General features: G+C 54.2%; 21 protein-coding genes. 14 read left to right on the forward strand and 7 right to left on the reverse strand.

All coding sequences use genetic code 11. The annotated features are described in order from the left end of the window. Nucleotides 1-12: 12 nt before the first annotated feature. From C7820_RS03200 to C7820_RS03255, 12 genes are all read left to right on the forward strand, one after another. Nucleotides 13-531 (forward strand): cell wall elongation regulator TseB-like domain-containing protein, encoded by a 519-nt coding sequence (locus C7820_RS03200; protein ID WP_076170879.1) that lies wholly within the window; start codon nt 13-15, stop codon nt 529-531. Between the two features lie 466 nt (nt 532-997). Then, complete coding sequence (locus C7820_RS03205; RefSeq protein WP_116229723.1) at nt 998-1522, forward strand: hypothetical protein; 525 nt, start codon at nt 998-1000, stop codon at nt 1520-1522. Then, complete coding sequence (locus tag C7820_RS03210) at nt 1522-3024, forward strand: AAA family ATPase (RefSeq protein ID WP_116229724.1); 1503 nt, start codon at nt 1522-1524, stop codon at nt 3022-3024. The genes C7820_RS03205 and C7820_RS03210 overlap by 1 nt, the downstream gene beginning before the upstream one ends. Before the next feature lie 124 nt (nt 3025-3148). Continuing rightward, nucleotides 3149-4021 (forward strand): 3-hydroxyacyl-CoA dehydrogenase family protein, encoded by an 873-nt coding sequence (locus C7820_RS03215; protein WP_076170885.1) that lies wholly within the window; start codon nt 3149-3151, stop codon nt 4019-4021. Then, nucleotides 4018-5226, forward strand: coding sequence for an acetate/propionate family kinase (locus tag C7820_RS03220; protein ID WP_116229725.1), 1209 nt, complete (start codon nt 4018-4020; stop codon nt 5224-5226). The genes C7820_RS03215 and C7820_RS03220 overlap by 4 nt, the downstream gene beginning before the upstream one ends. A 44-nt stretch (nt 5227-5270) precedes the next feature. After that, the gene (asnS, locus tag C7820_RS03225) at nt 5271-6566 is read left to right on the forward strand and encodes an asparagine--tRNA ligase (RefSeq protein ID WP_116229726.1); all 1296 of its coding nucleotides are present in this window, start codon (nt 5271-5273) and stop codon (nt 6564-6566) included. 20 nt (nt 6567-6586) lie between these two features. Continuing rightward, nucleotides 6587-7279, forward strand: a complete 693-nt coding sequence (locus C7820_RS03230; protein WP_116229727.1) for a DnaD domain-containing protein — start codon at nt 6587-6589, stop codon at nt 7277-7279. A 286-nt stretch (nt 7280-7565) separates the two neighbouring features. Beyond that, entirely contained in the window at nt 7566-8453 is an 888-nt protein-coding gene (locus C7820_RS03235; RefSeq protein ID WP_116229728.1) for an NAD-dependent epimerase/dehydratase family protein, read from the forward strand. Nucleotides 8454-8663: 210 nt separating this feature from the next. Continuing rightward, on the forward strand, nt 8664-9197 hold the full coding sequence (locus C7820_RS03240) for an RNA polymerase sigma factor (protein ID WP_258875105.1): 534 nt from the start codon (nt 8664-8666) through the stop codon (nt 9195-9197). Then, nucleotides 9194-9649, forward strand: coding sequence for a hypothetical protein (locus C7820_RS03245; protein ID WP_116229730.1), 456 nt, complete (start codon nt 9194-9196; stop codon nt 9647-9649). Before C7820_RS03240 ends, C7820_RS03245 begins: the two co-directional genes overlap by 4 nt. 41 nt (nt 9650-9690) lie before the next feature. Further along, nucleotides 9691-10917 (forward strand): hypothetical protein, encoded by a 1227-nt coding sequence (locus C7820_RS03250; RefSeq protein ID WP_116229731.1) that lies wholly within the window; start codon nt 9691-9693, stop codon nt 10915-10917. 291 nt (nt 10918-11208) lie between these two features. After that, the gene (locus C7820_RS03255) at nt 11209-12120 is read left to right on the forward strand and encodes a phosphotransferase (RefSeq protein ID WP_116229732.1); all 912 of its coding nucleotides are present in this window, start codon (nt 11209-11211) and stop codon (nt 12118-12120) included. 134 nt (nt 12121-12254) lie between these two features. Here C7820_RS03255 and C7820_RS03260 read toward each other — a convergent pair whose 3' ends face one another. Further along, complete coding sequence (locus C7820_RS03260; protein WP_116229733.1) at nt 12255-12635, reverse strand: hypothetical protein; 381 nt, start codon at nt 12633-12635, stop codon at nt 12255-12257. Between the two features lie 188 nt (nt 12636-12823). Here C7820_RS03260 and C7820_RS03265 point away from each other — a divergent pair, with 188 nt between their 5' ends. Beyond that, complete coding sequence (locus tag C7820_RS03265; RefSeq protein WP_116229734.1) at nt 12824-13339, forward strand: hypothetical protein; 516 nt, start codon at nt 12824-12826, stop codon at nt 13337-13339. Between the two features lie 14 nt (nt 13340-13353). Next, nucleotides 13354-13896 carry a hypothetical protein gene (locus C7820_RS03270; protein WP_116229735.1) on the forward strand — a complete coding sequence of 181 codons (543 nt, stop codon included), beginning with the start codon at nt 13354-13356 and terminating at the stop codon, nt 13894-13896. Nucleotides 13897-13995: 99 nt separating this feature from the next. Here the strand turns inward: C7820_RS03270 and mtnB are convergent, their stop codons facing one another. From mtnB to proB, 6 genes are read right to left on the reverse strand one after another with little or no spacing between them, the layout of a single operon-like run. Beyond that, nucleotides 13996-14673 (reverse strand): methylthioribulose 1-phosphate dehydratase, encoded by a 678-nt coding sequence (gene mtnB, locus C7820_RS03275; protein WP_116229736.1) that lies wholly within the window; start codon nt 14671-14673, stop codon nt 13996-13998. Between the two features lie 2 nt (nt 14674-14675). Then, nucleotides 14676-15350 carry a 2-hydroxy-3-keto-5-methylthiopentenyl-1-phosphate phosphatase gene (locus C7820_RS03280; protein WP_116229737.1) on the reverse strand — a complete coding sequence of 225 codons (675 nt, stop codon included), beginning with the start codon at nt 15348-15350 and terminating at the stop codon, nt 14676-14678. Beyond that, nucleotides 15347-16570 (reverse strand): 2,3-diketo-5-methylthiopentyl-1-phosphate enolase, encoded by a 1224-nt coding sequence (locus tag C7820_RS03285; RefSeq protein WP_116229738.1) that lies wholly within the window; start codon nt 16568-16570, stop codon nt 15347-15349. The genes C7820_RS03280 and C7820_RS03285 overlap by 4 nt, the downstream gene beginning before the upstream one ends. Further along, nucleotides 16567-17427 (reverse strand): pyrroline-5-carboxylate reductase, encoded by an 861-nt coding sequence (proC, locus tag C7820_RS03290; protein WP_234489343.1) that lies wholly within the window; start codon nt 17425-17427, stop codon nt 16567-16569. The genes C7820_RS03285 and proC overlap by 4 nt, the downstream gene beginning before the upstream one ends. A gap of 46 nt (nt 17428-17473) precedes the next feature. After that, nucleotides 17474-18721: a glutamate-5-semialdehyde dehydrogenase gene (locus tag C7820_RS03295; protein ID WP_116229739.1), complete on the reverse strand. Its 1248-nt coding sequence runs from the start codon at nt 18719-18721 to the stop codon at nt 17474-17476. Nucleotides 18722-18758: 37 nt separating this feature from the next. After that, a complete protein-coding gene (proB, locus tag C7820_RS03300; RefSeq protein ID WP_116229740.1) occupies nt 18759-19862 on the reverse strand; it encodes a glutamate 5-kinase in 1104 nt (367 codons plus the stop codon). Nucleotides 19863-19993 lie beyond the last annotated feature (131 nt).

A 19993-nucleotide genomic window follows, 5' to 3' on the forward strand; every position in this document is an offset into this window, starting at 1 on the left:
AGGAAGTTCAGGTTGAAGAACAAGAAAAAATGGATCTTTCTCGGCATTGTCGCCCTGCTGCTGATCATATTCGGCGCTTACCGTTATTTTATTTACGTGCTGCAGGATCAATGGAGCGAAAAGGACACCGCTATTGCCAAAGCGAAGCAGGAAGCCGGAATCGTGTCGGTCGCCGATGCCCAAAAGTCTGTGTGGGACCAGAACAGCATCTACTGGGTCGTGGAAGGGACGAACAAGACGGGCCAGGAGGTCATGGTCTGGGTGCAGTTCACCGATCAGGGAAAACCCAAGGAAGGCCAGAATACTGTGCATCAAGAGCTTTTGAGCAGCGGTATGTCCAAAGAGAAGATGAAGGCCAAAATCAAAAGCTCCATTCCCGGCATCAAAGACATGCGCCTCGTACCGGGTGTTTATAACGGAGAATACGTATGGCAGCTGTTCTACAAGGTGAAAGATCACTATTACTATCAATTTTACCGGTTCAGCGACGGAGCGGAAATCGGCAGCCCGTTCACGCTGCCCAATCGATGATTTTGTTTAAACGGCCATATCATGCAGAAAGAACCCCATCCTCAAATGGGGTTCTTTGGCTTACAAAGGATAATATTTAAAATATATTCACACTTTACCTTCGATTTAGTATATACAATGTGATATACTCTTATTTGTATTGAAGAGATATATATGACGAACAGCCCGGATTGTACTATAATTAGAGGATAGCGTTTTTCAGTAAAATTCAGAAGCCCGCTTCAGGTTGGAAGAAGATTTTTCTGCCCTTTATTGAAAAACATGGTATATAGAAGTGCGGTCAGATGCGTGGATCAAACGAAGAGATGCTTGTGTTTCGCGACAAGCGCAAAACCATCCATCGAATCGGACTGGAACAGAAGCATGATGGCCGACCAATGGACTTGAACCGCTAACGAAATATTTATTTTTGTCATCTAAAGTTTACTTTTTTTTTTGCTTTACCATTTCGAAAGGGGGACAACAAGTGAAATTGCGTCCATTGCCTATTATTATAACTGTTGTTGTATCGGTTGCCGTATTGTTTGGCGGCTGGTTCTTTTATCGGCAAACGACCCTGCAGGGTCCGCTGCAAAAAATCGTCAGCAATTATCAGGGCGTGAATAACGCACATTTTAATATTACCCGCGATCAGGTGGATTTGAAACTCGATTTGAAGCCGAATGTAAATTTGGCTGATTTGGCGGATAAAATTTCCACCGAAGGTAAATCCGTCGTCGGCACCCGGACGCTGAAGTTCGATTTTGTGGATCATTCATCGGACAAGCTGAACCAGTATTGGGATAAAGCGATGTTCTCTGTAGCCGAAGCGATGGAAAACAAGCGCTATACGGAAATTCCGGTCAAGCTGCAGGATCTGGCTAAGGGTACCGGAATTCAGACGAAAGCCGAAATGGACACGAAAAACGTCTATATCACGCTGACGGACGGCAGCTCAAGCAAGTTTCTTGTTCTGCCCCGTGATCCCGGCAAGATGGGAGTGTGGGAATAATGCCTAAATTGCTGAAGGAAATTTTGATCGGATTTGTGCCGGTATTATTCATCTTTCTAGCTTTTGTAGGGGTCAATGTCATCCCTCTCATTATCGCCGGCCTGATGATCGGCGGACTCCTGTTTATGACCAACATGAGAGGCGGACTGACGGTAGGTGCTGCTTCGGAACGCAAGCGTAAAAAGGGCGGGCCGAAGAAGCTCACTTTTGAAGAAATCGGCGGCCAGGATAATGCCAAGCAGGAGCTGCGCGAGGCACTGGACTTCCTGATCCGTCATGATGAAATCCAGAAGCTCGGCATTCGCCCGTTGAAAGGAATTCTGCTGACAGGACCTCCCGGAACAGGGAAGACGCTGATGGCCAAGGCGGCCGCACATTACACGGATTCGGTATTCGTTGCCGCATCCGGCAGTGAGTTCGTAGAAATGTACGTCGGCGTCGGCGCGGGCCGCGTCCGGGATCTGTTCCGCGATGCGAGAAACCGGGCAGCCAAGGAGAACAAGCAGAGCGCGATCATTTTCATCGATGAGATTGACGTCATCGGCGGCAAGCGCGAAGGCGGGCAGCAGCGCGAATACGATCAGACGCTGAACCAGCTGCTGACCGAGATGGACGGCATTTATTCGTCGGACAGCCCGAGAATCCTTTTGATTGCGGCGACCAACCGTAAGGAGATGCTGGACAGCGCGCTGCTTCGTCCGGGACGGTTCGACCGTCATATTCAGGTGGACCTGCCTGACAAGAAGGGACGCAAGCACATCTTGGAGCTGCATGCGAAGAACAAGCCGCTGCACGAGGATGTCAACCTCGATAAAATCGCCGAGGAATCTTACGGCTTCTCCGGCGCCCAGCTGGAGAGCGTCATGAACGAAGCCGCGATCTACACGATGCGCGAAGGTCTGAAAGAGATCGAGCAGCGCCATCTGTCCATGTCCATCGACAAGGTGATGATGGGTGAGCGCACCGACCGTGAATCGACGATCGAAGAGAAGAAACGCGTCGCCATCCATGAGCTTGGACATGCCATCATGGCAGAGCTGGTGCGTCCGGGCAGTGTCAGCCAGGTGGCCCTCAGCCCACGCGGCAAGGCGCTCGGTTACGTACGCCACAATCCGCAGTCGGAGCAGTACCTGTACACGAAATCGTTCCTGGAAGAGCAGATCATGATCGCTCTCGGCGGCGCGGCGTCGGAGGAAATTTTCTACGGCGGACGCAGCACCGGTTCGAGCAACGACTTTGAACAGGCGCTCGACATCGTCAAGACGATGATGAGATCCGGCCTTACGTCTCTTGGCATCGTAAACATGGATATGGTTACGACAGAAGAGCTGATGAAGGTGAACAATGAGATTCTGGAAGACCTGATGGGCAGAACCCGCAGCCTTCTGGAGAACCACCGGATCATTTTCGACAAATCTCTGGACATTTTGCTGGCAGAGGAAACGCTGTCCGGCGAACAATTCCGCAAGCTGTTTCATGAGTTTTCACTACTGCCAGCCTGATGCGCTGGCTCTTTTTTTTACTTTTTTTTAATGCTGCGTTATTATTATAAGTTGGGTCGTAAATGTATTTTTCGACAAGAAGGGTACAATAAATATAGAAGACCATGGAAGGTGGAGCAGAAACATGTACTTTAAAAAAATTGGTGTTATCGGCGGGGGGACGATGGGCCAAGGCATAGCCGAAATGCTGGCCGCCAGAGGCCTGGACGTTCTGCTGGTCGAGAAAACGCCGGAGAAACTCGATTATTCGTACAGCATGATCGAAACGAGTCTCGATAAGCAGCTTGAGAAATGGGCGATCACCCAGGCGGAGAAAAAGCTCATTTTGGGCCGGATCCAGAAGGTGGTCCATTTTGCCGAGCTGGGAAGCTGCGATATGGTCATTGAGACCATTTCGGAGGATCTTGAAGCGAAGAAGGAAGTATTTGCCCAGCTGGATCAAGTGTGTCCTAATCATATTATTCTCGCCAGCAATACTTCTACGCTCAGCTTAACGGAGCTTGCGAGCACGACGATGTATCCGGAGCGTGTCATCGGCCTGCACTTTATCCATCCTGTCAGCAAAGTTGATCTCGTGGAAATTATCCGCGGCTTGAAGACTTCTGATTCCACGTTCGGGGAAACGAAGCGTTTTGTGGAGGAAGTCGTGGACAAGAAAGGGATCATGGTATATGAGTCCCCAGGCTTTGTAACGAGCCGCATGATCTGCCTGATGATTAACGAAGCGCTGCATATCCTGCAGGAAGGCGTCGCCTCCGCGGAAGATATTGACGATGCTATGCGGATCGGCTATTCGTTCCAGCACGGACCGCTCGAAATGGCGGACCGCTTCGGTCTGGATTCGGTCCTGGCCGCTCTGGAGCGCATGTTCCGCGAGTTCGGCGAACTGAAATACCGCCCGTCCATAGTGCTGAAGAAAATGGTTCGTGCCGGGCATTTGGGCGTGAAAACGGGAGTAGGCTTCTTCAAGTATGACAAGGATGGTGACCGCGTATGAAAATTTTGGTAATTAATGCTGGCAGCTCTTCGCTGAAATACCAGCTGTATGATATGACAGACGAAAGCGTACTTGCAAAAGGACTCGTAGAACGGATCGGCATGGACTCATCCATCGTTACCCATAAACCCACCGGCCGTCCGGACGTGACTGAGGTCAGCGAAATTCTGGAGCATACGACGGCGATCCGCAAAGTGCTTGCACTGCTGACGGATAAAGAGAACGGCGTGATCGAATCCGTCGATGAAATCCAGGCGGTCGGCCACCGGGTCGTGCACGGGGGAGAATTCTTCAAGGAATCCGCTCTGGTGGATGCGGAAGCCAAGTCTAAAATCCGCCAGCTGTTCGATCTGGCGCCGCTTCATAACCCTGCATCCATGCTGGGGATCAAAGCAACGGAGGCGAATATGCCTGGCGTTCCGCAGGTTGTCGTGTTTGATACCGCCTTCCATCAGACCATGCCGGAGACGGCTTATCTATATGCCATTCCGAGAGTGCTGTACAACAAATACAAAGTCAGACGGTACGGTATGCACGGCACCTCGCATGATTTTGTCAGCAAAGCTGCAGCGGAGTACCTGGGCCGGCCGCTGGAGGATCTGAAGATCATTACCTGCCACATCGGTAACGGGGCTAGCCTAACTGCCGTAGATGGCGGAAAATCGGTCGACACGTCCATGGGCATGACGCCGCTAGAAGGCTTGATGATGGGTACACGCAGTGGTGACCTGGATCCGGCGATCGTTCCTTACGTGATGAACAAGGAAGAGCTGACGGTCAACGAAGTGAACTCCATGCTGAACAAGCACAGCGGTCTATTGGCCATTTCCGGCATCAGCAGCGACATGCGCGAAATTACCGAAGGGATGGAGAAGGGCGATGCCCATTCCAAGCTGGCCTTTGACATGTACGAATACCGTCTGCGCAAGTACATCGGTTCATACGCTGCCGCGCTGAACGGTGTGGACGTGATCGTCTTCACGGCGGGCGTCGGTGAGAATTCGGTTGTTTTGCGTAAAAAAGTATGCGAAAATTTGACTTACCTGGGCGTGGAATTGGACGAAGAGCTGAACGCCGTCCGTTCCGGCGAACCGCGCCGCATTTCTTCCAAGAACTCCAAGGTGGAAGTGCTGGTCGTTCCGACGAACGAGGAACTGGTGATCGCCCGCGATACCAACCGGATCGTTCAATCCTTGAACGCCTAGGCTGAAGGGATACAGGCAAGTAAAGTTAAGGGAGAGATTGAGGCATGGCCACCAAATGTGTAATTCGTGACGTAAGCAAGCATGTGGGTGAAACCGTCACGATTGGCAGCTGGATCAACAACAAGCGTTCCAGCGGTAAAATTCAATTTTTGCAGCTGCGCGACGGCACCGGATACATCCAGGGCGTCGTCGTCAAGAGCGAAGTCACCGATAAAGTGTGGGAAGACGCGAAAAGCTTGACGCAGGAGAGCTCCCTGTATGTCACAGGCGTCGTGCGCGAGGAACCTCGCAGTCCGTCCGGCTACGAGATGACCGTAACGGATGTAGAAATCATTCATCTGACGGAGAACTACCCGATTACGCCGAAAGAGCATGGCGTCGACTTCTTGATGGATCACCGCCACCTGTGGCTCAGATCGTCGAAGCAGCGGGCGATCCTGGTGATCCGCGCCGAAATTATCCGCGCTGTGCAGGAGTTCTTTGACCAGAACGGCTTCACCCTGGTGGACCCGCCGATCTTGACGCCGACGTCGGCCGAAGGAACAACGAACCTGTTCCATACGAAATACTTCGAGGAGGACGCCTATCTCACACAGAGCGGACAGCTGTACATGGAAGCCGCGGCGATGGCCCTCGGGAAGGTGTATTCGTTCGGACCGACCTTCCGTGCCGAGAAGTCCAAAACCCGCCGCCATTTGATCGAGTTCTGGATGATCGAGCCGGAAATGGCATTTACGGATCACGAAGAGAGCCTCCGTGTGCAGGAGCAGTTCATTACGCACGTGGTGCAGTCCGTCGTCAAAAACTGCCGCGCAGAGCTGGAAGCGGTAGGACGCGATGTCTCCAAGCTGGAGAACATCCAGGCGCCGTTCCCGCGCATCACGTACGATGAAGCGATCGAATTTTTGCAGGGACAAGGCTTCGATATCCCTTGGGGCGAGGATTTTGGCGCTCCGCATGAAACGGCGATTGCCGAAAATTACGACAAGCCGGTGTTCATTACGCACTATCCGGTCGGGATCAAGGCGTTCTATATGAAGCCGGATCCGAACCGTCCGGACGTCGTGCTGTGTGCTGACATGATCGCTCCGGAAGGATACGGCGAAATTATCGGCGGCTCGCAGCGGATCGACGACCCGCAGCTGCTGGAGGAACGCTTCAAGGAGCATGAGCTGTCCACGGACGCCTACCAATGGTACTTGGACCTGCGTAAATACGGAACCGTGCCGCATTCCGGATTTGGCCTCGGACTGGAACGGACGGTAGCCTGGATTTGCGGTCTGGATCATGTGCGCGAGACGATTCCGTTCCCGCGGACGCTGTACCGCTTGTACCCATAATGCCGGAAGAGGTGGAGCTCATGGACAATGCAGGTTGGAAGACATGGGCCGAGGGAGCATCATCCGGACTCGGGGCAGGCATGGCGGTCATTCCGTATGTGCTGCTTCGCCATTACCGCAAGCTGAAGCTGACCGATAGTGAAGCGATGCTGCTCGTGCACCTGATTGCGTTCAAGCAGGTCGAGCAGAAGGACTTTCCGACGATGGAGGAGCTGGAGGAGGTTACGGGATCCGGTGCCCAGTCGATTGCGGAGTCGCTGCAGAAGCTGATGAGGGCAGGGTTTATCGCCATCGATGAGGAGCTGGACGAGCTGCGCGGCATTCAATATGAACGGTACAACTTGTCCGGCCTGTATCATCAGCTGAGCCTGTGCCTGGCGAGCGAGGAGAAGCAGCGGACCCAGGCTGCGAACAGACGGATGAAGAAGGCGGCCAAGCCGGAGACGGACAGCAGCAATATGTTTACCGTTTTCGAAAAGGAATTCGGCCGTCCTCTCTCACCGATGGAATGCGAAACGATTTCGGGTTGGATGGACCAGGACCGTTATCCTGAAGAGCTTATACGCATGGCGCTGAAGGAGGCGGTCTTTGCCGGCAAGGTCCATTTTCGGTACATAGACCGGATCCTGCTGGAATGGAGCCGCAACCGGGTGCGTAGTGCCGAGGACGCCAGAGCCTACACGCAGAAGTTCCGCGGCGGCGGCAGAGCCTGACATCAGAGAGTTTAAAGCGTGCCTTTCCGGTTAAACGGAAGGGTACGCTTTTTTAGCGTCTGAACAGAACGATTAGGCCGTGTATTTGAATCAGGTAAGGACAGCTGCTGCTTCGAAGCGGATTGGTTTCGGTCTGAATACGCGCCGATTCGATGGACGTTTCTATATAAAAAAGGCGGATCAGCGAGCGGCGGGAACATGATCGGCAGGCAGGAGTATGGTACAATATTTCATAGTGTTCAAGAAGCTGGGCTGTAAGCTTTTTATACGTTAAAGGAGGATATCCATGAAGAACATACTGATCCTTGGCGGTACCCGTTTTTTCGGCAAACGGCTTGTTGAGCGGCTGCTGGAGGATGGGCATGAAGTCACCATCGCGACAAGAGGAAACACACCGGATCCCTTTGGCGACAGGGTAGAGCGGCTGGTGCTGGATCGCGAAAATAAGGAATCTCTGGCCAAGGCCGTGGCAGACGGCAGGGTGTGGGAGGTCGTATACGACAACATCTGCTACTCCCCTCAAGCGGCCCAGGATGCCTGTGACGTATTTCAGGGAAAAGTCAAAAGATACATACTTACCTCGTCCCTGTCGGTGTACGATCCTTCTTCGCACCAGAATCAGGAGAAGGACGTCAACCCGTACATTTATCCGATCACGATGGGAGGCAAGGATGATTTCTCCTATGCGGAAGGCAAGCGGCTCGCCGAGGCTGTCTTTTTCCAAAAGGCCGATTTCCCGGTATGCGCCGTCCGCTTCCCGATCGTGCTGGGGGAGGATGATTACACGGAGCGGCTTGAATTCCATATCCGGCGGATCCAAAGCGGTACGCCGATCGGCATGCCAAATCTGAGCGCCAAGCTGTCGTTGATCGATTCTGAAGAGGCCGCCTCATTCCTGAGCTGGCTGAGAACCCAGCGTGTGGAGGGTCCGATCAATGCCTGCTCGCAGGGGGAGGTCAAACTGTCGGACATCATCGGCTGGATCGAAAAGGAAACGGGACGCAAAGCCATCATCCAGCGGGAGTCGGCGAAAGAAAATGCTTCTCCTTTTGGCGTGCCGGAGTCCTGGACGATGGATACCTCCAAAGCCGAGCGGCTGGGATATTCGTTTAAGCCGATCCGCTCGTGGGTTCCGGCTTTGATCAAGCAGCTATCGCAGCAGGAGAATGTTTAGCAAATCATTTGCGGCGCTTCAGCTGGCCTGGGGCAGCCAGGCACGGATTCATTCAACAGGCCATTTAGGGCAGCCTCTTCCTTCGGGGAGGGGCTGTTTTTCTTTTGGATGATATTGGCATGAATTTTTTTTGAAAAACATGCAGGGTTAACCCGGAGGGCCGGCGTCTATAGATACGGGAAGGAGGAGAGAGTTATTGACGAGGAAGCATTGATCGAGCAAATTCGTGATGGCGACCAAAGCGCGTTCCGCACGCTCGTGGAGCGTTACGGACAGCATGTGTTCCATACGGCCTACTCGGTGCTGAAAGATGCCAAGGAAGCCGAGGACGCGGCCCAGGAAGCCTTTATACAAGTGTATAAATCTCTCTCCGAATACCGGTCCCAAGGGTTCAAGACGTGGTTGACCCGCATTGCTTTACATAAAGCCATCGATGCGAAAAGAAAGCTGGGGAGGCGCAGGGAAGACCAGCTTGCGGATGCAGAGCAGCTGAACCAGTGGCCATCCGGTGAAGCGGATCTGCTGGCCCAGCTGGTCAAGAAGGAGAAAAAGGAGACGCTGGAGCGGAGGTTACATTGCCTGCCGCAGCAGCACCGCGAAATTTTGATTCATTTTTATATTCAGGAAAAAAATTACGAGCAGATCGCCAAGGAGCAGGGAATTGCCGTCAAAACGGTGGAATCCCGGCTGTACCGGGCGAGAAGCTGGGTCCGCAACCATTGGAAGGAGGAGGAGTGGAAATGAGTCATAAAGGACGCTCCCAGCCGGTGACGCAGGACTGGGTGGATTACATTCAGGGGGCTTGCCCCCCGGAAAAAGCGGATTCGCTGGAATCGCTGCTGCTGGAGGACGATTCGGCCCTGGCGGCATACATGCAGGTCATGAATGATCTGGAACCGAAGCTGCCCGGTCTCGAATATGAGCAGCGGTTCATCGACAACGTCATGGATGCTCTTCCTTCCGAAGACAAGGATGCGGAGCGCGGAGCAAACGAAAATTGGCGCCGGCGATGGTACGAACATCGCATGTTCCATTACGCCGTGGCGGCCTGCATTACGCTTGTATTCCTGTCGACCGGATGGTTCGAAAAGCTGGGCCCGGGAACGCTGCAAAAGGCGGAGCCAGGCGGCCAACCGACGTATGGTGAAAAGCTCGTTAACGTGACGACAGGCTGGCTGGACCGGCTGAAGCCATAAATAACGGAATAGATAACCAATCAGAATAAAGGAAAGGAACGATGACTTTGTATCCACAACGCAGTAAGATGGCTGCTTTTATTCTCAATTTCATCCCGGGCCTCGGCCACTATTACATGGGACGGAAGATGAGAGGGGTTATTTACCCTATGCTGTTTTTTGGAGGCATTTTGTTTGGGGTGATGGTGGCGATGGCCTTGAATGAAGGCGGCATGTTTTTTGCTTTTACCCTGCTGTGTGCGGCTATACTGTGGGGAATCTGCATGCTGGACCTGATCGTGTATCTGGTGCGCATGCCTGCTCCGCAACCCGGATATCCGCCGCAGCCGTATCCTCCGCATTGGGAACCGGGGGCCGGTCCTTATCCGGGAGGGTATAGCGGGCAGGGGCAGCCTGGTTTTCCAGGGAATGGACCCGAATTTGCCCAGGAAGGAATGTATGCGCAGCAGCCGTACCCTCCTTATCCGCAGCCCAGCCTGGAGACCGAGCGCTTCTTTACGATTTTGCTCTCCTTTATTCCGGGGCTTGGACATCTTCATATGGGACTGATGCAGCGGGGCCTGTCGTTCCTGATCGCCTTTTTTGGGCTGGGGACCGTCATGTTCTTCCTGACCGGCCTGACCAGCCATGCGTTCTTTATGCTGTTCCTCGGCATCCTGCCGATCATCTGGCTGTACTGCATGTTTGACGCCGTGCAGCTGATCCACCGCAAGCAGGCCGGCGAACGGGTTGAGGACCGCACGCTGTTCGACGAGATGGAGGCCGGCCGTGCGGAAGGACGCCGCAGCAAAGTGCTCGCCACGCTGCTGTCTGCTTTTCCGGGAGCCGGACATATGTATCTGGGCCTGCAAAGAAGAGGGCTACAGCTGATGGTGATATTCCTGGGGAGCGTCTACATTTTGGATTTGCTGCGTCTGTCCCTGTTCATGTTTCTCATTCCGCTCATCTGGTTTTACGCCTTCTTCGACGGGCTGCAGCAGACGAGCCGATACGGGCGGGAGCCCCTCATCGACCGGCCTGTCATTGAAGGCATCAAGCTGCACCAGAAGTGGCTTGGCGTTGGCCTGATGGCACTCGGCGTGTACTATATCGCCACGAGCCTGATCATTCCCGAGCTTGAAGCACGTTTTCCCGAGTTCCATATCGATTACCGGATTTCGCATTACTTGAAAACAGCTATCGTGGCCCTGCTGCTGATCGGCGTAGGCATCCGGCTGTTAACCGGGCCCAGACCGAGCGGCCGGGAGAGAAGCCACGGGGATTTTTAAACGGATATTCACTCTAAGATATTGTTCGGCCCTTCATGCAGCCTGACTTGAGTCAGGCTGTTTTTTATGGGGATTAATGAGGATAAGCATGGTGACACCGGGTCTTTACGCACAAAGGACTTAAAGCGGTAACCAATGGAGCACGATATCGATTGCTTTCCTGTTTCAGGAAATGTTATGATAGCCCATGCTCTAGCATGAGTTCGGGTCGGAATCGGGTATGAAGGTTTTTACCGTGGAAGTCCGCAGCTTGCTCAGGACATAAACTGAGAAGGAGGTGTTATCGTACTTATGAACCAGTGGGATGCCGATATTCACATCACGGACGCTTTGGTCTGCGAGCTGATCGAAAGCCAGTTCCCGGATCTGGCCGGACTACGGATCACGCGGATTGGTGAAGGCTGGGACAACGCCGTTTATCGCGTGGGAGACCGCTATACGTTCCGTTTTCCAAGAAGAAGCATCGCCGTAGAACTTCTGCGCACAGAAGGGAGGCTGCTGCCGCTCCTTCGCAATCACATTACGCTTCCCTATCCCCAACCGGTGTTCTACGGACTGGAAAGCGAGGCATATCCATTTCCGTTTCTGGGTTACACTTATATTCCCGGAACGTTTCCCGTTGGACTGACTGATGAACAGCGGCGTTTATCGGCGGCTTCTTTAGGAAGCTTTCTACGTAAACTTCATTCGTTTCCTGTAGAAACGGCAAGGGAAGCAGGGGCTTCGGAAGACCACCGGAACCTGACGGACGTAACTTCACGCAAGATGAAAATGGTAGACATCCTGTCCAGCCTGAAGCCTCATCTGCCAAGGGAGGAGCATGATGCCATCCATAACTATTTGAACCACCGTGTTACCGTGGACCGGATTATCCCGCAGGAAGTGATGCTCCATGGCGATCTGCACTTTAAAAATATGCTGGCAGACGAGCGCGGACAAATCAGCGGCGTGATCGACTGGGGAGACCTGAATGTCGGCCATCCAGGCTGCGATCTCAATATCGCTTACAGCTTTTTGGGGCCGGCAGAGAGGCAGCTGTTCTTCGAACAGTACGGCGAAGTGGATGAGGAAACCAGGCTGCTGGCCAGGCTGATCGGCGTGTTTATTCCGATGCTCCTTTTGGCTCAGGCGGTTCAAATCCAGGATGCCAGGGTGGCGGAAGAAGCGCGGGCCAGTATTCGCCGGGCCCTATCCGGTGATTGAATCGGCTGATAATGATCCGCGGGGAGCGTATGGTCGTGGTCCAACGGGAACGGACGAAACACTTTGAAAAGCGCCACCGAACCAGTAAGGGATGACGGCGCCAGCTGCCCGAATGCCAAGGCAGTAAACATGGCTTAATCGCTGGGGATTTTGGTTAGCTCAAACCGGCTGCCCCATCTTTGGGTAGTGGCGATGAGGGTGCGGTCACCTTTCGTGAAAAAATAGCCGCTCCCTTCATGCTCCTTATAGTCCCACCCCTGCTTCTCCAGCATGGAAATGATGCGCTGACCATTCTGCTGTGAATTGAGCCGGCTGATATACCAAGTATTTTTTTCATCTGACAACAGGACAGCAGGCTTATCGCCGGACTGCATGCCCTGATTCCATGCCGTCTTTTTGTCGATTCCTTGTAGCGGAAAAGCCGGGTATAGAAGGTGGGTTTGAAGCATGATCCACAACAATATGGATAGCAGAACCAAGGCTGCCGACGCGCCGATAAACCATGTTTTCAACACGATATATTTCCCCTTTGTTTATCAGATGAAGCTAGTATGCTAAAACTTTCCTTTATCCTTGATTCCATTATAGCCCGGATTTTCGATGTCTTACAGGCCTACATAAAGGATCAGGCGTTACTTTCCTTGCACTTGAAGCGTTATAAATAGAGAAAATAATGTAACATCTTTTGAAGGGGGCGCTCGATTTGAAAAGTATAATGACTGCTTTCCTGCTGGTTGTGTTCATCTTAGCGGGCTGCAGCCCAGAGAGGGATACGTTCAGCTCCCCGCTGTATCAAGGCCGAAGCTTGAAGATCGGAGTGATCGGCGAAGTTCCGACGGTACGGGAGAGTAATGTTACTTTAAAGCAAATCACGTTTGACGATTTGGAAAAAGGAGACTCGTTCTTATCCTCATACGACGCCGTTTTTATCATGAAAGAGGAGCTGCCGACAGCCGCATCACCGCAGTACGCCAAGATCTATAAACTTGCTGGAATTCCGTTTTTTTTCTTCGAATCTTCCAAAAATCTTACCACCTATATAGATGCTACGATTTCTTACGAGGATTGGCCTGACATGGGGCCCGGTTTCTTCGTGCTTGGATACGACGGAGGGACACGGCACCAGTTTGGCACCGGTTTGTATAACGACACCAAAAACGAAACGAATGTCAAAAGCGCTTACTCCGATATCTTCAGGCAGATCGAAACCGGGCTATAGATGATTGTATCGTATTGAATAAGGAGGAACATGTCCTGAAAATCATCGGTTGCTCGCTGTTAGTGCTTCTACTGTTACTTACCGGATGTGCTTCCGTCCCCCAATCTTACAGCATGCCTGAGTATAAGGGCAGAAGCTTAACGATCGGGGTGGTTGGAGGGGCGCCTTCCGTAAGGGAGAACAACGTTACCTTTGTAACCTTAAAAGAAGCAGATCTGGAGAAAGGTGCCGCGAATTTAACCCGTTATGATGCCGTGTTTATCATGAAGAAGCATGTGTCTCATTTTGAAGCTCTCATGGAAAATAATGAACTGAACTTAGAGGACGGCGTTCCGATCTTTTTTTTACAAACTTCGAATATACCGGATCCTCTGTTGAGCGGAAAGGGCTTGCTCCGGAAGAATACTCCCGAATCCAATGAATTTGCGTTAGGTTATGTGAAGAAGGGAGAGCAGAATAAAACATTTTCCTTGGTCTTGGACGAACAAAACGACCCTTTCTCAAACCTGGAGAATGCCTATACCATCCTTTTCAAAACAATCGAATCGGGTATTTAACCGGACAAAAAAATCCTTACTCCGACGCCGGCAGATCCGGTATGGAATAAGGATTTTTGCTCTTTTCATCATGAGCAGCAGGACTGCTTCCGCCGCTGATTAACGACGGCCATCCAGCGTAAGCGGGGCGGCACTGTTCTGAAGAAGCATACTGCGGTACAAATATTCAAAAATGAATTCAAATGCCTCCAGATGCTTTTTCGCTTCAAACGCGTTTTTGCCCCAGGCATAAATGCCGTGGTTGCGCAGCAGGATTCCCGGTACGGCCGGGTTCAGCACGCCTTCCACGAGTTCGGCAATGCGGGGAATATCCGCATAGTTCGGGAGCACAGGGATGGAAATTGGAGCATTCTCCTCCCAAATGTTGAACGCTTTGATCAACTCGATGCCCTGAGCCGGCACGGCTCCGGCTTCCCCTAACCATTCGCTGATCAGGTTGTTAAAGATCGTATGCACATGGAACACGGCGCCGCAGCCGGTGAGACGGTATATTTCGCAGTGGATTTGCGTCTCCGCGCTGGGCTTCAGCGAGGTCGTTTCCACCGCCCGGCCGCTCTTGTCCACGAACAAAAAGTCTTCCGGCGTCGTCAGCGACTTGTCTTTTCCGCTCGCCGTAATGGCGAAATAAAAGGCCTCCGGGTCAAATTCGCCCACCCGCATCGAAAGATTGCCGCTGGTTCCCGGAAACCAGTTCTTCGCAGCAAACTGCTGTTTGATCAGGCTCAACTCCCCGAGAACCTGCTGCTTATGCTCCAGGCTAATGCCGGCAAAGGTCATATCTACAGCACTCCTTGTCGTTGTTTCTTCTTCATGTCCTCGATAATGTCAAAAAAGGTTTCAAAAGGAACATGCTTCACGCCAAGCTCCGCGCATTTATCCGTCAGGATGGAGCGGGAGTAGACGAGGTCGGCGATTTTGGCGCCTTCGAAGTCGGTCAGGCTGTCGCCGATCAGAATCCGCTCGTATTCGTCTTCCGGGAACCGGCGCATGACCGTCGTTTTACACATCCCGCATCCGTTATGGCAGGGATCCTGGCAAGGGTGCGGCCAGAGGATCTCGATCCGCTCTCCGCTGAAATCGGCGCTGTTGCAAAAAATATGGTCGGACGGAATCCCGAACGGCTCGAGGAGCGGATCGATAAAAAAGTCCATGCCGCCGCTGGTCACGTAAAAGTTGATATTTTCCTCTTTGGCATAGTCCAGAAATTCACGGAAGCCGTCGCGAATGCCTGCCCGGCTCAAGACGTAGCTGACAATTTCGTCCTTCATCGAAGAAGGCAGCAGAGCGAACATGGCGCCGACGCCTTCACGCAGGGTGATCTTCTGGCTCACCGTATCTTCCATGATCGGCTTGTACCCCGCCGGGTCAAAATGCTTCATGATCGCCACGATGTTATCCGACAGCGTGATCGTGCCGTCAAAATCGCAAAAGATTACGCGTTTCTTGGCTGTCATCGTTCGCCTCCCCAGGCGTCCAGGGCGGCCTTCAGCTCAGGATGGCCGTCTTCGGCATACTGGGCGAGCGGAATGGACTGCTGCGCCGCAGCAATCGCCTGCACAAACGCCCGTCCACCGGCCTCCGTACCCATCGGATGGCCGTGAATGCCGCCGCCGGCGTTCACGACCACGTCGGTTCCGAAATCCCGCAGGATGAGGGGCACGAGTCCGGGGTGAATTCCCGCCGAAGGCACCGGCATGCTGGCCTTCATGGGCAGTTCCCGGCTGATCAGCTCGTCACGGATCGCCATGTTTTCCGCCTTAGGCATCGTCACGGATCCGTAAGGGGAAGGGAAGAGCACCAGATCCGCGCCGGCGAGCCGCATAAGCTGGCCGAGCAGCACCGAGGCAGAGATACCATAATGCGGCGACGGGTAGAAGGCTCCCGCGAGGGCCGGATGCGCGGCGATCGGAACGTTGATCTCCGGATCGCTGCTCAGTTCATGCAGCACGTCGTAGCCGTAGGACAAGACGTTGAACAGCAGCGCGTTCGCGCCGGCGCCGATTGCCTTCTTCGCCTGGCTCTTCAAGCTGGACGTCGGTCCGGTCAAATTGGCCGCATACAGCAGCTTCTTGCCTGTTTCCTTCTGTGCCGCTTCCGCCGCCTTCAGGCATACTTCCACGCGCTTTTCGATCGGCGTCAGTTCGTTCTCGAACAGGATCTCGTCGTCTTTAATCAGGTCGACTCCCCCAAGGGCTTGTCTCAGAAACTGCTCGCGCAGCTCGTCCGCACTTAAGCCGATGACGGACTTGAAAATGCTCATCAGAAGCGGCCGGTCATGGACGCCTAGAATGTCCCGAATGCCGGCGATGCCGAATTTGGGGCCGGGGAAACCCTGCACGAATTGATCTGAAAAGCCGAGGCGGTTCAGCTTGATTTTGCCGTCCATCGAGATTTTGCCGAAAACGGTGACGAGCAGGGCCGGAATGTCGCGGCTGAAGTTGATGTCCGGGTAAGCGATGGTGACGTCGGCGTACCGCTCGCCGGGAGCGGCTCCTTCCGGCTCATGAACATCCACCTGGAGCACTTCGCCAAGATGCTTCTGCATCGATTCCCGCTTCGCTTGGGGAAGCTCGGTCCAGCTGCCGACGGTCATGCCGACAGCGATCGATTCGGCCTTTTTACGAAAGTCGGCCTTGTCGTCATACAGCCGATACGTGGCTGTGCAGCGGCTCATGAAATTCCCTCCTTCAGCGCGGCCCCCATTTCCCGGGAGCGTTCCGCGCAGCGGTTCACGGCGGCGATCACCGTTTCGAAGAAATCGCCTTTGTCAAGCGTCTCCAGTGCCGCCTGGGTGGAGCCGTTCGGCGACGTCACCTTCGCCCGAAGGGCGGCAGGCTCCTCGCCGGTCTGCTGCACCATCCGTGCGGCGCCGAGAACCGTCTGCACCGTAAGTTCCTTGCACTGCTGCGGCGTCAGGCCGCCGCGGATGCCGGCAGCCATCATCGCTTCCATCATGTAATAGATATAAGCGGGGCCGCTGCCGGAGATGCCGGTCAGAATTTCCAGCTTCTCTTCGTCCACGACCGTTACCGTACCTACGGCCTGGAACAGCGTCATGACCGTCTGGCGGTCCTGGTCGTTGATTTCCTTGGAGAAGGAGACGCCGGTTGCGCCGAGGCCGATGGAGCTGGAGGTGTTTGGCATCGTGCGGGCGACGGGCTGCTTGCGTCCGAGCAGATCCTGGATCGTGCGGATGGTGAGCCCTGCGATGACGGATACGATCAGCGTGTTATCGGAGAGCAGCGGACCGAGTTTGCGCAGCACGTTAGCCGCATCCTTCGGTTTGATAGCGAGCACGATAATCGGAGATTCACGCAAAATTTCCGTGGTTTCTGCCGGATCATTGTTCGTTTTGACATTGTAGCGGTGCTTGAGCTCTTCGAGCCGTCCCGAGTTGGAGCGGTTCAGCATGGTCAGGCTTCCGGCATTGACGACCGATCTTCCGATCAATCCTCTGACGATGGCTTCCGCCATCGCTCCTGCACCGTAAAAGGTAATGGGCTGGGCAATCATGGCCTGTTGTTGACTCATTATAATTCCTCCTTGCGCGGTAAGCCGGTATCGTAGAGCTCCGGTATTACCCGCGAATTTGTCCATTTCCATGGATGATGTATTTCGTGGAAGTCAGAGCCGGCAGGCCCATCGGGCCGCGGGCGTGCAGCTTTTGCGTGCTGATGCCGATCTCTGCGCCAAATCCGAACTCGAAGCCGTCCGTAAAGCGGGTGGATGCGTTATGGTATACGGCGGCAGCGTCCACTTCCTGAAGGAAACGTTCGGCATGGCGCTGATCGGCGGTAACGATGCATTCGGAATGCTTGGTACCGTAAGCAGCAATGTGCTGCATGGCCTCATCTATCGATTCTACAATTTTTACGTTCAAAATGTAATCATTGTACTCCGTTGCATAATCTTCTTCTGTGACCGGGAGAGCCCAGTCGACGATTCTGCGGGTTTCTTCATCCCCGCGCAGCTCGACGCCGGCTTCCTTGAACGTTCCGGCCAGTGCCAAGAGATGTTGCTTGGCATACGCCTGGTGCACGATCAGCGTCTCCATCGAATTGCAGACCGACGGACGCTGTACCTTGGCATTGATCGAAATCTCCTCGGCCATCACGGGATCGGCCGTCTCATCCAGATACGTATGGCAGATGCCGGCGCCCGTTTCGATGACCGGCACGGTGGCGTTTTCCACTACGGTGCGGATGAGCGAGCTGCCGCCGCGTGGAATGACGACGTCGAGCAGGCCGTTCAGCTTCAGCATCTCGTCAACCGAGGAACGGTTCGGATCCTCGATCAGCTGCAGCGCCTCCGGCGGAATGGCGGTAGTGGCGAGGGCGCCATGGAGCACCTCGACGATTTTGCGGTTGGAGGAGAGGGCTGAGGAACCGCCCCGCAGCACGACGGCATTGCCTGTCTTCAGGCACAGGCCGGCAGCGTCGACGGTCACGTTCGGGCGCGCTTCGTAAATGATGCCGATAACGCCAAGCGGTACACGGTATTTGCGGATGCGGAGCCCGTTTGGCCGTTCGATATTCTCCAGCTCGTCGCCGACCGGATCGGGGAGCTCGACGATTTGCTCGAGCCCTGCGGCGATGGCGTCGATCCGCTGCGGATTAAGCGCCAGGCGGTCGAGGAGCGAGGATGAAGTTCCCTGCTGGCGGCCGCGCTCAAGGTCCTCGACGTTGGCCGCGATAATTTCATCCTGCTTCTGACGCAGCGCCTCAGCCATGCGAAGCAGCGCCTGATTTTTCTCGGCGGTGCTCAGCCGGTTTAATACGGCGGCGGCAGCGCCGGCGCGTTCTGCTTTTGATCTTACTTCACTCATATCATAAATGCCTCCTTGTCCTTATTATGTGAGTAACCTATTTTAAGGTAATCCACTCATCCCTATGAATCACTTCGAGCCGGTGAACGGTATCCAGCGTCCGGATCACTTCAGCACTGCCCAAGCCCTGAATCCGCCTGAGCTGCTCATCGTCATAATTGACGATGCCGCGGCCGCAGACCGTCCCTTCCAGGTTCAGCACCTCGACGACGTCGCCGGCATGAAACTGGCCTTCGACCTGCTTCACGCCAACGGGGAGGAGGCTGTGGCCGCCATGAACGAGCGCTTCCTCCGCTCCCCGGTCCACGTAGAGAGTGCCGAGCGGTGTGGACATGAATCCGAGCCACTGCTTCTTCATCGGCAGCGAGTGCAGCTCGGTGTCGAAGTAGGTTCCTTTGCCGCGGCCTTCCATGGCGCTGCGAAGATCGCCGTTCTCGGTCACGCGGCCCACGAAGACCGGCACGCCGCCGCGGGTGGCGATTTTGGCGGCATCCACTTTGGAACGCATGCCGCCCGTACCGACGGAAGAACCGGCACCGCCGGCAATGGAGTAGATCTCCTCGGTAATTTCCCCGACATGGTCAAACCGGATCGCATTCGGATTATTCCGCGGATCGGCCGTATAGAGACCGTCCGTATCGGTCAGGATCAGCAGGTGCTGGGCTTTGACCAGATTGGCGACGAGCGCCGACAGCGTGTCGTTGTCGCCGAATTTCAGCTCATCAACCGAAACGGTATCGTTCTCGTTGAATATGGGGACCGCCCCCTGCTTCAGCAGTTCCTCGACGGTCATGCTGGCATTGTTCATGCGCTTGCGGCTGCAAAAGTCGGTGCGGGTTAGCAGGATTTGCGCGGCGGTGATGCCGTGCGAGGCGAATGCTTCCTGGTACGCCTGCATAAGCAGCGCCTGGCCGACGGAGGCCGCGGCCTGCTTTTCGTGCAGAAGCTTGGGCCGGAAGCTGTAGCCGATCGCCCGGAAACCGGCGGCGACGGCTCCGGAGGTGACAAGCAGCACTTCGCATCCGGCTTTGATGAGTGCTGCAATTTCGTCCGCAAAGAAGGCGACCGCATCGCGGTTCAGTCCGCCTTCAACGCTAGTGAGCGAGCTGCTGCCGATTTTGACGACGACTCGAGATGGCATAGGATATCACGTTCCTTTTCTAATATAAGACTGCTCTGTTTTCCTCATAAAAACATCCTGGTACAACAAAAAAACTTTCGTCCTTTGGAGTAAAGGACGAAAGTTTATACTTCCGCGGTACCACCTTTATT

The organism is Paenibacillus sp. VMFN-D1, assembly GCF_003386155.1.
GTDB classification, from domain to species: domain Bacteria; phylum Bacillota; class Bacilli; order Paenibacillales; family Paenibacillaceae; genus Paenibacillus_AQ; species Paenibacillus_AQ favisporus.

Excerpts from the sequence above, each read along its gene's own strand:
- C7820_RS03210 (WP_116229724.1), top strand. The coding sequence starts at position 1,522 with ATGCCTAAATTGCTGAAGGAAATTTTGATCGGATTTGTGCCGGTATTA.
- C7820_RS03215 (WP_076170885.1), top strand. The coding sequence starts at position 3,149 with ATGTACTTTAAAAAAATTGGTGTTATCGGCGGGGGGACGATGGGCCAA.
- C7820_RS03220 (WP_116229725.1), top strand. The coding sequence starts at position 4,018 with ATGAAAATTTTGGTAATTAATGCTGGCAGCTCTTCGCTGAAATACCAG.
- asnS (WP_116229726.1), top strand. The coding sequence starts at position 5,271 with ATGGCCACCAAATGTGTAATTCGTGACGTAAGCAAGCATGTGGGTGAA.
- C7820_RS03230 (WP_116229727.1), top strand. The coding sequence starts at position 6,587 with ATGGACAATGCAGGTTGGAAGACATGGGCCGAGGGAGCATCATCCGGA.
- C7820_RS03235 (WP_116229728.1), top strand. The coding sequence starts at position 7,566 with ATGAAGAACATACTGATCCTTGGCGGTACCCGTTTTTTCGGCAAACGG.
- C7820_RS03245 (WP_116229730.1), top strand. The coding sequence starts at position 9,194 with ATGAGTCATAAAGGACGCTCCCAGCCGGTGACGCAGGACTGGGTGGAT.
- C7820_RS03250 (WP_116229731.1), top strand. The coding sequence starts at position 9,691 with ATGACTTTGTATCCACAACGCAGTAAGATGGCTGCTTTTATTCTCAAT.
- C7820_RS03255 (WP_116229732.1), top strand. The coding sequence starts at position 11,209 with ATGAACCAGTGGGATGCCGATATTCACATCACGGACGCTTTGGTCTGC.
- mtnB (WP_116229736.1), bottom strand. The coding sequence starts at position 14,673 with ATGACCTTTGCCGGCATTAGCCTGGAGCATAAGCAGCAGGTTCTCGGG.
- C7820_RS03280 (WP_116229737.1), bottom strand. The coding sequence starts at position 15,350 with ATGACAGCCAAGAAACGCGTAATCTTTTGCGATTTTGACGGCACGATC.
- C7820_RS03285 (WP_116229738.1), bottom strand. The coding sequence starts at position 16,570 with ATGAGCCGCTGCACAGCCACGTATCGGCTGTATGACGACAAGGCCGAC.
- proC (WP_234489343.1), bottom strand. The coding sequence starts at position 17,427 with ATGAGTCAACAACAGGCCATGATTGCCCAGCCCATTACCTTTTACGGT.
- C7820_RS03295 (WP_116229739.1), bottom strand. The coding sequence starts at position 18,721 with ATGAGTGAAGTAAGATCAAAAGCAGAACGCGCCGGCGCTGCCGCCGCC.
- proB (WP_116229740.1), bottom strand. The coding sequence starts at position 19,862 with ATGCCATCTCGAGTCGTCGTCAAAATCGGCAGCAGCTCGCTCACTAGC.